This is a genomic window from Hymenobacter sp. FMD4 (genome assembly GCF_058932745.1).
Window position 1 is genome coordinate 111,847 of sequence record NZ_JBZYWH010000015.1, and the last position, 14,317, is coordinate 126,163.

Consider the following 14,317-nt stretch of genomic DNA (forward strand, 5'->3'; position numbering starts at 1 on the left):
AGGGTGAATTTTGTAGGATTTTTCTACCCTGCTTTACCTGTATGGCAAGAGTTTACGCTGGTGTTTTTCTTCGTGGATATTGCTATTCCTGCTGCTTTTTTCTGCAGCCCTGCATTTACTCTAGTGACTCGGCGTCGCCTTTTCGTCGCTTAAAGACCTGTTGTGGTACGCTACCGGCCTAAATACTTAGGGCCGGCTACCATTATTCCTTGCTTGACCATCCAAAGCAGTTGAGGGCCTAACGTGTTGTGTTGCCCCCGCTTTTCTTACACGCGTGCCCAAAGGGCTGCGCGTCTTTTGCTTACACCTTTACATCCACCTTTATATGCACACACCTTTTACGTATCGAACAGCCAGCAATAGGCCTCCTTGGTCTTGGCTGCTGGTATTGGCTTTGCTATTGGGCAGCCAGGGGGCTTGGGCCCAGTCTACCACTTTCCAGTTTACGGGAGCCCCCGGAACGTATACCGTTCCGGTAGGCGTCAATCATTTGCGAGTAATAGCTCGGGGTGCAGGAGCCTCTCCTGGTCAGCAATTTAGCTCTACAGGCCAAGGAGCCATTGTAGAAGCCGTATTCAGAGTAACGCCTGGTGAAAGTTTCTCCTTTAGAGTAGGCGGTGCGCCAAACGGCGCAACGGGTGGCTACAACGGTGGCGGCAATGGTGCCGGTGGCGCGTTAGGCGGCGGCGGTGCCACTGTATTGTGGCGAGGTCCGGATAAGATACTTATTGCCGGCGGTGGCGGCGGCATTGGCGGTATTGCTACAAGCAGTTCCATAATATTTGGCGGCACGGGCGGCAATAGCTCCCAAAACGGACTGGCAGGCCAAAGTGGCAGCGCCAGTGTAGGTGGCGGCGGCGGCGGGGCTACGCAGAGTGCCGGCGGTACGGGCGGCTTCGCCACCAGCGGCCAGAGCGTAAACAATGGTTCAAACGGCTTCCTTGATTTTGGCGGCAACGGCGGTGCTCCCACCGCCACAAACCCCAACGGCGGTGGCGGTGGCGGTGGGGGCGGCCTTTATGGTGGCGGCGGCGGTGCCGGTGGCGGTGCTGGTGCCTCTGGCGGCGGCGGCGGCGCCGGAAGCAGCTTCGTGGCCCCCGGGTTCTTGGTCTCTACTCCCGTTTTTAACACGGGCAATACTTCCCACGGTAGTCTGGAGATGATTCCAGTACCGCTAGAGTCCTTCTCGCCCGTGGTGGGTCCTGTAGGCACCACTGTGACGCTCAACGGCTTCAATTTCACCGGAGTAACCGCGGTAGCATTCAATGGTACGAATGCACCCGGCTACGTCGTAAACTCACCGAATCGTATAACTGTCAGTGTACCCGCTGGGGCAACTACGGGGCCGATTACCATAACCAATCCTCAAGGCACATTCGCCTCGATGGAGAACTTTTCGGTCATGAATACGGGGCCGTCAACCACGTTCAACTTTACGGGTTCGTGGCAAAATGGCTTTGTGGGTTCGCCCCAGACGTACACCGTTCCGGCAGGCGTAACCCAATTACAAGTAGTCGCTGAAGGCGTTAACATTGGCACAGTACCCAGGGGAGCCTTGGTAACTGCGCGGCTGCAAGTAGTACCAGGCGAGGTGCTGACAGTAGTAGCTGGTGGACCTGGACTTACAGCGGCCGGCAACGGCGACCCGGGTGCGGGAGGCTACAACGGCGGTGGTATGGGCGGCAGGGCCACGGGCGTTGGCTCGTTTGGTGTCGGTGGATCAGGCGGCGGCGGAGCCACCGATTTACGCCGTATCAGCGGGGCCACCAGCGCCAACCCCTTAGCCGGCGGTACCCTGACCAGCACCTTGGGCTCACGCCTGGTAGTTGCCGGAGGTGCAGCTTCTGGCGCAAATGCTGGGGCTAGCGGTAGCAACCTTATGGACGGTCGCGCCGGCACCAGCAGCGCGGGCGGTGCGGGTGGCACCGGCACATTCAACGGATTTGCAGGCTCACTCGGTGAAGGTGGTACCGGTGCTACTGGGCAATCGGCCGGTGGTTATGGCGGCGGCGGCGGCTATTACGGCGGCGGCGGCGGTGCCGTGAGCGGGGCTACCAATGGCGCGGGCGGCGGCGGCTCCAGTTATGTTCAACCCTCAGCTCTGGTCAGTGGCACTACCCCAACATTTGGACTTCGCCCCGCAGGGGCAGGTGGCACTTTTGGCTCTGGAGTACTTACTGTAACGCCGGTTTATGCTCCGCCCACGCTTACCAGCTTCACGCCCAATAGCGGCATGCCCAACGTGACCCAGGTAACGCTTACGGGCACCAACCTGAACGGTACAACGGCCGTGGCTTTCAACGGCACTACAGCCCCTGGCTTCACCGTCAACACTGCTGGAACATCCGTGACAGTAACGGTTCCCTCAGGTGCCACCACTGGCCCCATCAGTGTGACTACGCCGAGTGGCACCGCCACCAGCAGCCAAAACTTTACCGTAACGGCTCCGCCGACCATCACCGACGTTTCGCCCAGCACTGGCATTGCGGGGGTGACGAGCATTACCATTACGGGCACCAATTTCTCAGGCACGCCCGTGGTGCGCTTCTACAACGCCTTCGCCACCAACGTGGTGGTGAACAGCCCCACCCAACTGACGGTAACCGTACCGACGGGGGCGCGCACCGACTTCATCCATGTAACGACCCCGGGCGGCAGCGTGTTCTCGCCCTCGCAGTTCCGCGTTACCAACTGTCCGCCGGCTTTTACGCATACGTTTTCGCCGTACACGCAATGCAACGGGCGGGCGAGTGTCCTAACCGTTACCCCCACTGACGGGGAGTTGTACACCTACAGTATTCAACTGATTAGTGGACCAGGAACGCAGCCCTCAACTGGTGGCTACACCAGCACGGGCGGCCCTAACAGCTACACTTGGGGAGTTGCTAGCATGGCCCCTCCCGGTGGCTATTCCGGCCATATCGTGTACCGGGTAACGGCCTCGGCCAACGGCTGCAGTTCCACCCAAGATGTTACCCTGACCATTGCTGACCCGGTTGGCCCATCGGCTCCATCGGTTACACGCTGCGGCCCGGGCAGTGTCACGCTTACAGCTAGTGGTGCCCCAGCTGGATCCACCTACAGGTGGTATTCCAACCAGGGAGGCGGCAACGTTACTTACTTAGCGGCCGGCTCTAGCTACACCACTCCCGTTTTGACCGCTACCACAGGTTATTTGGTCAGCTACGAGGATAATAGTTTTTCCCGTTGCGAAAGCACACGTACGCCGGTTATGGTCAACATCGAACCAGGCCTGACCACACCAACGGCCACGGCTAGCCCCTCCATGGTGGCTCCCAACCAGTTGGTAACACTTACGGTGACCAATCCGCAGCAGGGCCTGACCTACACTTGGACCGGGCCCGGTCTGACATCCTCTACCGGCGCTAGTACCACTGCTCGGCCCACCAGCGTTGGTACTGCGCAGTACACGGTGGTAGCTACCAACTCTAACTGCTCCAGTGTAGCCAGTGCACCGGCATCGGTAACGGTACAGAATGCACCGACGATCAGCAGCTTTACGCCCGGCTCGGGCGCAGTAGGCGTGAGCGTGACCATCACGGGCACCAGCTTCACCGGCGCTACGGCCGTGGCCTTCAACGGAACGGCCGCCACAAGCTTCACCGTAAACTCGGCCACCAGCATCACGGCCACCGTGCCTGCTGGCGCCACCTCCGGCCTCATCCGCGTGACTACGCCCGTGGGCTCGGGTACTTCGAGCAGCAACTTCACGGTGACGGCCCCAGCGCCGACCATCACGAACTTCACGCCAAGCAGTGGCCCCATCCATGCGCGCGTGGACATCACCGGCACGAATTTCACGGGGGTAAGCTCGGTGACCTTTACCGGCAACGGTGGCCCGGTACTGGCTAACATCTCGACGTCTAACGCAAACATGATCAGCGTTAACGTACCGGTAGGCGCTATTTCGGGGCCCATCCGGGTTACCACGCCCGGTGGCACGGCCGTCAGCAGTAGCAGCTTCATTGTGCAGCCAAATCCGGTGGTTTACTCCTTCTCGCCCACCAGCGGCCCGGCAGGCACCCAAGTGGTTATTACCGGCGACAACTTCCAAGGTGCGCAGGTGGTATCCTTCGGCTCAGGCTTCTTGTTCGGCAGTGGCTTTGTGGTGAACTCGGCTAACCAGATTACGGCTACCGTACCTGCCAACGCCACGACCGGCATGATTGGGGTAAACACTGGCGGCAGCACTGGATTCAGTTCCACCAATTTCACGGTGACGGCTCCGGCTCCGACCATCACAAGCTTCACGCCTGCCTCAGGTGCCGCTGGCACTGCGGTGACCATCACCGGCACCAACTTCACTGGCGCTACTGCGGTGCGTTTCAACGGTACCAGCAATACGTTCACCGTCAATTCGGCCACGCAGATTACCACTAGCGTACCGGCAGGTGCTACTTCTGGTCCCCTTAGCGTAACGACGCCCGGCGGCACGGCTACTTCGGCCAGCAACTTTACTGTACCGGTACCCAACACGGCTCCGACGGCCCTAGCGCTGAGCAACACAAACGTAGCCGAAAATCAGCCGCTTAACACGTTGGTTGGTACGTTCACCACCACTGATCCAAACGCCGGCGATACGCACACCTATACCTTGGTAACAGGGACGGGTAGCGGCGGTAACGGCAACTTCGCCATCAGCGGCAACCAACTGCTTACCAACAATGTGTTTGACTTTGAAACGCAGAACAGCTACTCCATCCGGGTGCGGACTACCGACCAAGGTGGGCTCTCGTTTGAGCGGACGTTTACCATCAGCATTACCAACGTAGCCGATGTTCCGACGATCAGCTCATTCACGCCCACCAGCGGCCCCAGTGGCACAAGCGTGACTGTTACGGGCACCAACCTGTTCAACATCATCGGTGCATCGATCAACAACGTGGCGGTTACTTCCCCAATCATCGGTGACCCAGTTGGCGGTGACCAAGCGACTTTCGCAGTGCCAGCAGGCGCCACTACTGGTTTGGTTCGCATCATCACGACGGCCGGTACGGCCGTCAGCAGCACCAACTTCACCGTTGGCACGGTGGTACCGCCGCCCACGATTACCAGCTTTAGCCCCACCAGCGGACCGGTGGGCACTGTGGTTACCATCACCGGCACCAACTTCGTGGATGTAATCCTGGTAGGCATTGGCGGTGCGGTTTCGCCTTACACCGTGGTTTCGCCAACCCAGATTACCGCCACGGTAGCTCCGGGCGCAACGACGGGCATCGTGTCGGTATTCACTAACACGGGCGGTGTACCGTCGAGCACCAGCTTCACGGTAACCTACCCCGATCTGCTGGTGAACAGTACCCAACTGGTACAGGGCACTTACAATAACGTGACCGTTACCAGCACGGGCCGTTTGAACCTGAATGGCAACCTGACGGTCAACGGCCAACTGCGGGTACAAACTGGCGGCTCGCTCGACGCGGCGGGCTTCACCATCAACGGTCCGGGCAGCTTTGCCCTGGCCGCCGGTACCACGCTCACGATCCACTCGGCGCAGGGCATCAGCGCCAGCGGCGCCACCGGCGACGTGCAGGTCAGCGGCCCGCGCACCTTCTCGCGCCACGCCCGCTACCACTACGCTGGCCCAGCAGCACAAGTCACCGGCTCGGGCCTACCCAGCCGGGTGCGCGCGCTGTCGGTCTTCACCAACAACGTAACGCTGAGCCAGCCCGTAGCCGTCCGCGGAGAGCTGGCTTTGTTTAACGCCGGCAACCTGCTGCTCAACGGGCAGCCGCTCACGCTGCTCTCCGATGCCGATTCTACCGCCCAGGTCAACAACTTCGGTTCCGGCCAGGTACTGGGCACGGCTACGGTGCAGCGCTACATCAGCCCGGCCCTGAACGCCGGCCTGGGCTACCGCCACCTGTCGGCTCCGGTAACCAACACCACGATTAGCGACCTGGCCACGGGCAGCTTCTCGCCGGTGCTGAACCCGGCTTACAACACCTCGGCCACTCCTGGCGCGGTAACCCCGTTCCCCACCATCTTCGGCTACGACCAGAGCCGCGTGGGCACCAGCCCAGCCACGAACTTTACCCCCTTCGATCAGGGCTGGTTCTCGCCAGCCTTGGTGAGCAGCCCACTGGAAGTTGGTCGGGGCTACACCGTGAACCTGGCCGCCAACCAGACCGTGGATTTCGTCGGCTCACTAGCCAACGGAACTCAGAACCTGTCGCTAGGGCGTGGTGCTGCTGCCGAGGCTGGCTGGCACCTGGTGGGCAACCCCTACCCCTCGCCGCTCGATTGGAGCCGCGTGACTATTCCCACCGGCCTGGAAAACGCCATGTACGTGTACCAAAGCACGTCGCAGTACAGCGGTGGCTACCGCTCTTTCGTCAACGGCGTGGGCAACCCGCTCGTAGCGCTGGGCCAAGGCTTCTTCGTGCGCAGCACCGCCCCGACGAGCCTGCAGCTGTCCAACACCGCGCGCGTAACCACCTTCAGTACGCAGCCGACGCTGAACCGCTCTACCACTGAGGTCCGGCCGCTAGCTCAGCTCACGCTGCGCGGTACCGGCACCCTGAGCGACGACGCTTACGTGTACTTCCAAGCCGGCGCAACGGCCGGGTTCGATGCTTCTTATGATGCCCACAAGCTGGCCAACCCCCACGGGCTGGATCTGGCTTCGGTAGCCGTCGGCACGGAACTGTCCATCAATGGTCTGCCCACGCTCACGGCCAGCACCATTGTGCCGCTGACGGTACGCGTGCCGCAGGCAGGCAGCTACACGCTGCAGGCAGCCCAACTGCTTAACCTGACCTCGGCCGATGTGTTCCTCGTTGACGCCCAAACGGGCCAGCGCATCAACCTGCACCAGCAGGCCAGCTACTCGTTCACGGCGTCCAGCACGTCGCTGACGGGGCGCTTTACGCTGCAATTCGCTCCGCGGGGCATTACGGCTTCGGCCCAAGGCGTACTGGCTGCCGGTACTCACCTGTACCCGAACCCGGCCCAGACCCGCTGCACCGTGCAAGTACCGGCAGTAGCCGGCGCACGCCAGGTGGAAGTGGTGCTCTTCAACAGCCTGGGTCAATTGGTCAGCCGCCAGTCGGCTCCGCAGACCACGGCCGGCACCACCCTCTCGCTGGACGTGTCAGGTTTCGCCACGGGTGTGTACTCGTTGCGCATCCAGGCCGGCGCCGAAACCATTACCAAGCGCTTGGTGGTCGAATAGGTAGCTCCGAGCTAACCGCACACAGAAAAGCTCCTCCCCACTTGGGGAGGAGCTTTTTCTTTTCTATCAGTTCAGTGAAAAGCGCTTTATAGCTCGGGTTATTGCGCTAGGGCCGCCAAAATGCCGCTCCTTCGTTAGAAGCAAGCTAATTTTAAGCCCGCTCGATTTCGCGTCTGCTTCATGGCCCAACTCCACGGCGTAACTGTTCATCCTGATTGCCGCCATTTTCGCGGCGACATTCCCTGCCGCCCCAACAAGCAACATGGCTACCAGTGCGCCGGTTGCCCGGTGTATGCGCCTGTGCAGCAGCGCATCCTTATCATCAAGCTCGGGGCCATCGGCGACGTAATTCGCACTACCCCACTGCTCCGCCGGCTGCGGGCCGAATACCCCAACTGCTACATCACCTGGCTCACGCACACTCCCGCTATTCTGCCCGCTGATGCAGTAGACGAAATTTTGAAGTTTGAGCTCAGCAGCATTGTGCAGTTGCAGGGCCGTGAGTTCGATTTGCTGTTCAATCTGGATAAAGACAAGGAAGCCGGAGCGCTGCTCAACAGCATAAAGGCTACCCAGAAGTTCGGCTACGCCCTGCGCCCCCGCGACGGTGTGGCTTGGCCGGCCAACGACCTCGCGCATCACAAGTTCCTCACTGGCGTGTTCGATGAGCTAAGCCTGCAAAACAAGAAGCCTTACGTGCAGGAAATCTTCGAGCTCTGCGGCTACGAGTTCCGCGGCGAGGAATACATCTTCGATAACCACGCCGACAAAGGTTACCTCTGGCCCCAGCTGCCAGTCGTGGGCCGCCGCGTGGGCCTCAACACCGGCTGCGGCGACCGGTGGACCACCCGCCTGTGGTCCGACGAGAAGTGGATCAGCCTGATTGGTCAGTTGCGCGATTTAGGCTACGAGCCGGTGCTGGTAGGCGGCGCGGCTGAGGATGAAAGGAACCAACGCCTCCATGCTGCCACTGGCGCCTTGTACCCCGGCCATTTTCCGCTGCCACAGTTCATCAACCTGCTCGATCAGATGGACCTCATCGTGACGCAGGTAACCATGGCCATGCACATCAGCATTGCCTTACGCAAGCCTACGGTGTTGATGAATAACATCTTCAACCCTTACGAATTCGACCTTTACGGGCGCGGGCAAATTGTGCAGCCTGACCGCCAGTGCGTGTGCTTCTACCGCGGTACCTGCCAGCTCGGTACCAGCTGCATGGAGGATCTGCCAGCCGAGAAAGTGCTTGCAGCCGTCCAGCAAACACTGAATAGCTAAAGTCAGCGTTAACTTTCGTTGACTTACTGGCTCGACTCAGTCTGCCGTCGCCACAGCCTTAAGGGCTTTCACCATTTCGGCCCACGAAAACTGCTGCTTGTAATGGCGGGCACCCGCTTCGAACGCCGGCAGTCGCTCATGATGCGTGAAAAAGTCGACCAGCGCATCGGCAATTGCTGTCGGCGCTGGCGGCACTACATAGCCCACTTCCCCATTCGGAATCAGTTCGGCGAGTCCGCCTACGTCAGTCACCAGCATTGGCCGCTCAAAGTGGTACGCAATCTGCGACACCCCACTCTGCGTCGCGTGTTTGTAAGGCTGCACCACCAGGTCAGCAGCGCAGAAATAGTCGGCTACCCGCTCGTTAGGAATGAAATCGGTGGCTCGCACCAGCCGGCTTTCCAGCTGATGCTGTTTGATCAGTGCTTCGTAAGGCGCTGCGTCCTCGTAAAACTCGCCCGCCACGATGAGTTTTACAGGCAGCGCTGCCAGACGCGGGTCGGCAAACGCCTCCAGCAGTACGTCTAGCCCTTTGTAAGCCCGGATAAAACCAAAAAACAAGAGGTAGCGGCACTGCGGATCAAGTTGCAGCCGTTTCAATGCATCGCCCCGCGGCACGATGGGTCCGAAGTTGTCGTACAGCGGATGCGCTTGGTAACGGGCGGGCTGCTTCAGGTGCAAGCGCCGCAAGTCCGTCAGCACGGAGCGGCTCATCGTCACGAAGCCGTGGCATACCTGCAGAAAATACCGCGTCAGGGGCCGGTCGCCGGGCCGCTTTTCGTGCGGAATTACGTTGTCGGTGATGGTAACCAGGCGGGTATGCCGATTACGCCGCACCAAGCGGGCGATGGTTCCCAGCGCTGGCCCCATGAAGGGCAGCCAGAATCGGAAGATGATCAGGTCTGGTCTTTCGCGCCGCAGCTTCTGCCCCACTTGCCACCAGCTCAACGGGTTCACTGAGTTGATGCTGACTTCAATCCGTAGGTCCTTGGGCCCCGGCTCGGTGCTAAACTGCGTCTGCCCCGGAAATAAGAAATCAGGGTATTGCAGACTGAAAGTAACGATGCGCACCTCATCACCAGCCTCCCGAAACGCCCTGGCCAGCCGCTCGTTGTACGTTGCTAGTCCGCCGCGCAGTGGGTAAGCCGGCCCGATGATAACTACTTTCATAGCATAAAAAATCAAAGCGCAAAGGCAGCAGCGAAGAGGGCTGATGCCCGTATTCCACTGCCGCCTTCGCGCTTTTGTCTACTCCAGATTAAGCCGTTCCCGTACCAAGTATTGATTTTTGCGACGGCCGTTAAGCGAAATCAGCTCGGCCAGAAAGCCCGTCAGAAAGAGCTGCATTCCCACCACCACAGCAGCTAGCGCCAGGAAAAATAAGGGCTGGTCCGTCACGTCACGGGCCCGCAGATTGTGCGCGGCCAGCCACCATTTTTCTCCTACCAGCCACAGGGTAATAATGGCACCGATGAGAAACGACAACACGCCCATAGTGCCAAAGAAGTGCATGGGCCGGCGCCGGAAGCGGCTCACGAAGGTGATGCTCATCAGGTCCAGAAAGCCGTACACAAACCGCTCCAGCCCAAACTTGGTGGTGCCGTACTTACGCTCCTGGTGCTGCACTACTTTCTCGCCGATCCGACGAAAACCTGCCCATTTGGCAATAACCGGGATGTAACGGTGCATCTCGCCGTACACCTCAATGCTCTTCACCACGCGGTGGTCGTAGGCCTTCAGCCCGCAGTTAAAATCATGCAGCTGAATGCCCGAAATCCAACGCGTAACGCCGTTGAACAGCTTCGTCGGAATGGTTTTGCTGAGCGGATCAAAGCGTTTGCGCTTCCACCCGCTGATCAGGTCGTACCGCTCTTCCACGATCAACCGGTAGAGGTCTGGCAACTCCTCCGGTGAATCCTGCAGATCGGCGTCCATGGTGCACACCACCCGTCCCTGTGCCGCCTGAAAGCCCATGTCCAGGGCTGCCGACTTGCCATAGTTGCGGTTGAAGCGGATGCCGCGCAGGGCGGCGTCGCTGGCCGCCAGCTCCTCGATTACTTCCCAGGAGTCATCTGTCGAGCCGTCATCGATTAGAATAACTTCATAAGACAGGCCGTGCTGATCGAGTACGCGCCGTATCCAGCGCGTAAGTTCCGGCAACGATTCAGCTTCGTTGAGCAGGGGAATGACAATGGACAGCTCAACTGGGAAGGATTTCGAGGTATTCTTACTCAAACTCGGGGCGCGTGCGCTTGGTAATAGCCGATATGATCAGCGACAAAATTAGGCCGATAATGATGCCACCAACGACAGCGGCCACAATACCCAGCGGACCGTTGGTCATTTTGCTGGATAATGAAACAGCCTGATCGATTTGCTCATCCGACATGCCTTGTGACTCCAGCTTAGCCCGAGCAGCCTCCAAACCCCGCTCCATCGCATCCGGATCGACGAAAGTCAGGTAGATGTAGCGAAAAATGGACGACAGCACTGTCGATACTACCGTGGCAATGGTGCCAATGGTGACGCCCTGCCCAAATGACATAAAGCCGCCGTTTGCCTGCTTGAAAGCTTTGTGCGCCAACACAATAAAGGCGATAAGTACTACCAGCCCCAAAATGCTAAACAGAGTATTCTGTTCTTGGCCAGTAATTAATGCTACCGCAGTCAGAATAATGGAGACAATGCCGAGCATTATGCCGTAGCGAATGCCCACCGAGCTAGGCGAAGCGGAAGGAGTAACGGTGTTTTCCATAAAGAAGGTTGAATTAGAGGATGTGGTTACCTGCGAAAGAAAATAGCTCCTGGCACGGAAAGCAACAGCCCTAGAAGCAGTTTTTTGCTAAAGTCGTCCATGGCCAACGCCTGTGGGGTGGCCGCGATATTGCGCAGGGTCCGCTCGTACTGCTCGGCTCCGCCCTTTTGCTTTAAGAAGTTCTCCCGCTCAGCCTGCACCAACTTCTCCATAGCGGCTCGGTTTTGCTCAATCAAGGAAGGGTTGGCTATTCGCCCAAGGCCGTACACTGCAGTAGCAGAAAGCAGGGCGGTCAGGCCCACCACCATGGCCCCACAGGCCAAAGAACGCCACAATCCTGGCCCACCATCAATCCGACGCCGAAGCTGCCATTGAGCCACAACTGCCGCAAAGGGTGCCACAAACACGCTCATCAAACGTTTTGGCCCGAAGGGGTTTTGGCCGGTTGCGTACAGTAGCACTAGCCACAATACACACAAGACACCCGCTACGGCACCTACTCGTAGCACTGTTTGAATTACCGTTCTACTTTTCATCCTAAAAGGCCCTGTCTGATCCAGACAGGGCCGTAAGTTAGGTCTCTTTCCTGAAACGCAACGCAGGTGGTTTAGGCCGCAACAGTCTCCTGCCGCTGCCCGGCCTTCGCAAACCGCAAAACCAGTACTTCGCCTAGCAAACACAGCAAGGCAAGCAACAGGCAATAACGCCAGAGCGTAGTGCCGGCGCGTTCCTGCGCAAAGCGCGCGGCTGCGCTCTGCCCCCCGCCTGCTTCGTACACGTGAACGTTTGGGTAAGCGGCCGTGAGTTGTCGCAGTTCTTCTGTTGAGTATTGCGCCAGCTCCGATTCCTTTTTGTCGACGTTAAAGGCCAGCGTCGTTAGCGTTTTATCGTCAAGCTTCAAATCATAGAAGCCAGGCCTACGCATCTCTGTCGGCAACTGCAGGTCTAGGCGCCCACCCCTCACTTGTTGCGACGGAATAAATGTGCTGCTATCGTCGGTCAGTTTGAACACTTGTTCACCATTCCTGCTCACGCCAGGCTGCCGCAGGGTTACCGACCGATCCGTCAAGCGGTACGCCGGCAACTGCTCCCGGGCTTTGCTCAACGTAGCCAGTCGATACATTACTGGCACGAAAAGCGGATTTTCCGTGAAAGTGGAATAACCAGCGTCCAAAGGCGAAGCAAATACATATACCATACCCGCCCCAACGCGGAAACCCGATAGAAAGGGTTGCCCATCCCGGAACTTCAGGACATCTGTGGTCGAGCGGCCCCACGTCAGGAGCGGCGTCGCCCTTGGCATATCTGGCTGACGCGTCTGCTCCGCAAAAACGTCTTGGAAAAAAGGGCTCTGCTGACTAGGAGGCGCCAATTCCTGTGGAGCTGGCAAAGTCGCCCCAACATTCCATCGCACCGCCGAAACACCAAGTTCAGCAAAGACTTGCTGGTATGATTCCCGCAAGCTGGCCGCAGCCGCTGGCATTAGGACTACTGTCCCACCTGCATCGACAAAGCGCCGCAATGCACCGCGCTGTACGCCACTAAAGCGGTTTTCTCCTTGCACGATTATAACGTCAGCATCCTCATTCCCGCTAACTGTAGCAGCCTTGCTTAAGCGGTAAGTGAAAATGGCTTCGTTTGGATACAGCCTTTGCGTTGGGGGCGTATTAGGGCTTACATCCAGAACTCGGATCTTATCCGCAGGCGCCAGGGTGAAGTAGAAGGTATTGTCATACGCTACTCCCTGATCCTCAATCACGATGCGACACTGCTGCAGCTGAGCTTGGGTGAGCCGTATTCGTACCGACTGCACCATGCTTTGGCCGTTAGCAATGTCCGCTCGAAATGCGCCGACCTGTTGCTGCCCCACCAGCACTTTTACTTGTACATTATTAGCGGTCTGAGCTCCCCCATTTCGTAGCCTTACCTGCAACGGCAAATCCACGCCGACTCTCACCAGTTCATCACTCAGATATATACTGTCCACATAAACATTCGGCGCATTAGCCGATGCTACTGGCAGCAAATACACTTCTTGGTTAGGTCTAGCGGCTTTGATCACAGCTGGATCGAAAGCCGTTCGTTGGAAATCTGAAATAATAAATAATGGTTGCGCTGCTGATCTTGGCTGATTCAGCAAACGAGACAAACTCATATTCCCGTGCGCAGCTGATACAGTCATACCCGCCAGCTGTTCTTTAAACAACTCAACAGATAAATTACTGTGCTTTGCATCAGCTAAACTGAAGAGAGTTGTACGGGGTAGAACTCCGGTCAGCCGTTCTGCTTCCTTTACACTCTGCTCAAAAAGCGACTGCCCGTTCTGCCCTTCAATTCCCATACTGGGAGAGTTATCAACAAGCATCGATACGCCGGCTTGTTCAAAGCTCTGCTCAGCAACAGGTATGAAAGGTTGAGTAAAGAGTAAAACCAAAAAGAGTACAAAGCCAAGCCTGAGTGCAAGCACCAACAAATGTTGTAACCGTCTCTGTTTTGCAGTAACAAGCTTGACTTCCTTTATAAAATCGACGTTTGTAAACAGGACCTTCTGTGGGCGCCTTAGTTCGAAAAGGTGCAAAAAGACAGGTATTCCCAAGGCTAATAAGCCCAGCAAAAACCAAGGATTTGAAAATGCCATACAACCGAGTTCGTTCTCTAGAAAGTAAAGAACGCTAAACGCAGCAAAAAGACGCCCTAAGTTGATTTGCCAAGCTAAATCATAGGTTAAGTCTGAAGGTTCAGTTGGGCAAAAAGGCATAAGGGTCTAACCTTAATAGAATAAGCATAGCGCTTAACTCGGCTACATACTATATGACATGCCGAGGCTCCTCATATTGGCCCGATATTCCTAATTCAACCGAGGTATAATCGTATCTAAATCGAATCAGGCAACCTATCACCCATTCCCAAATCAAGGTTTACTATTGAAACTAAGGACATAAGTAGTCTGAAATAGTGAATCAATGTCATCTGAATTACGAAAATATAGCGCACAGCAGCCTACCAATAAGTACACGACAATAATGATCAGTCACAAACAATCCTGAACAGCGTCAGAAGAGCTTGGTCCGGCTCGTAGCCAGATCCAC

Annotated in this window: 7 protein-coding genes; 2 read left to right on the plus strand and 5 right to left on the minus strand. The window is 57.7% G+C overall.

The genetic code is table 11. From position 1 onward, the window contains the following. The first annotated feature begins 325 nt into the window (after positions 1–325). Together AC5FXY_RS14605 and AC5FXY_RS14610 are read left to right on the plus strand one after the other, a co-directional pair. Positions 326–7,195, plus strand: coding sequence for a T9SS type A sorting domain-containing protein (locus AC5FXY_RS14605; RefSeq protein ID WP_493557433.1), 6,870 nt, complete (start codon positions 326–328; stop codon positions 7,193–7,195). Positions 7,196–7,375: 180 nt separating this feature from the next. Next, positions 7,376–8,473: a glycosyltransferase family 9 protein gene (locus tag AC5FXY_RS14610; protein ID WP_493557434.1), complete on the plus strand. Its 1,098-nt coding sequence runs from the start codon at positions 7,376–7,378 to the stop codon at positions 8,471–8,473. 36 nt (positions 8,474–8,509) lie between these two features. On the opposite strand, the gene AC5FXY_RS14615 is transcribed toward AC5FXY_RS14610, so the two are convergent. The 5 genes from AC5FXY_RS14615 to AC5FXY_RS14635 all read right to left on the minus strand — a co-directional run bounded on the left by AC5FXY_RS14615 (position 8,510) and on the right by AC5FXY_RS14635 (position 13,986). Beyond that, the gene (locus AC5FXY_RS14615) at positions 8,510–9,643 is read right to left on the minus strand and encodes a glycosyltransferase (protein ID WP_493557435.1); all 1,134 of its coding nucleotides are present in this window, start codon (positions 9,641–9,643) and stop codon (positions 8,510–8,512) included. A 78-nt stretch (positions 9,644–9,721) separates the two neighbouring features. Next, complete coding sequence (locus tag AC5FXY_RS14620; protein ID WP_493557436.1) at positions 9,722–10,708, minus strand: glycosyltransferase family 2 protein; 987 nt, start codon at positions 10,706–10,708, stop codon at positions 9,722–9,724. Then, positions 10,701–11,228: a DUF4199 domain-containing protein gene (locus AC5FXY_RS14625; RefSeq protein WP_493557437.1), complete on the minus strand. Its 528-nt coding sequence runs from the start codon at positions 11,226–11,228 to the stop codon at positions 10,701–10,703. The genes AC5FXY_RS14620 and AC5FXY_RS14625 overlap by 8 nt, the downstream gene beginning before the upstream one ends. Before the next feature lie 26 nt (positions 11,229–11,254). Next, positions 11,255–11,764: a DUF4199 domain-containing protein gene (locus AC5FXY_RS14630; RefSeq protein WP_493557438.1), complete on the minus strand. Its 510-nt coding sequence runs from the start codon at positions 11,762–11,764 to the stop codon at positions 11,255–11,257. 71 nt (positions 11,765–11,835) lie between these two features. Then, entirely contained in the window at positions 11,836–13,986 is a 2,151-nt protein-coding gene (locus tag AC5FXY_RS14635; protein ID WP_493557439.1) for a BatA domain-containing protein, read from the minus strand. Positions 13,987–14,317: the final 331 nt, after the last annotated feature.

Bases quoted from the DNA above. Each gene is read 5' to 3' on its own strand.
- AC5FXY_RS14635 (WP_493557439.1), bottom strand. From the start codon at position 13,986: ATGCCTTTTTGCCCAACTGAACCTTCAGACTTAACCTATGATTTAGCT.
- AC5FXY_RS14625 (WP_493557437.1), bottom strand. From the start codon at position 11,228: ATGGAAAACACCGTTACTCCTTCCGCTTCGCCTAGCTCGGTGGGCATT.
- AC5FXY_RS14605 (WP_493557433.1), top strand. From the start codon at position 326: ATGCACACACCTTTTACGTATCGAACAGCCAGCAATAGGCCTCCTTGG.
- AC5FXY_RS14610 (WP_493557434.1), top strand. From the start codon at position 7,376: ATGGCCCAACTCCACGGCGTAACTGTTCATCCTGATTGCCGCCATTTT.
- AC5FXY_RS14615 (WP_493557435.1), bottom strand. From the start codon at position 9,643: ATGAAAGTAGTTATCATCGGGCCGGCTTACCCACTGCGCGGCGGACTA.
- AC5FXY_RS14630 (WP_493557438.1), bottom strand. From the start codon at position 11,764: ATGAAAAGTAGAACGGTAATTCAAACAGTGCTACGAGTAGGTGCCGTA.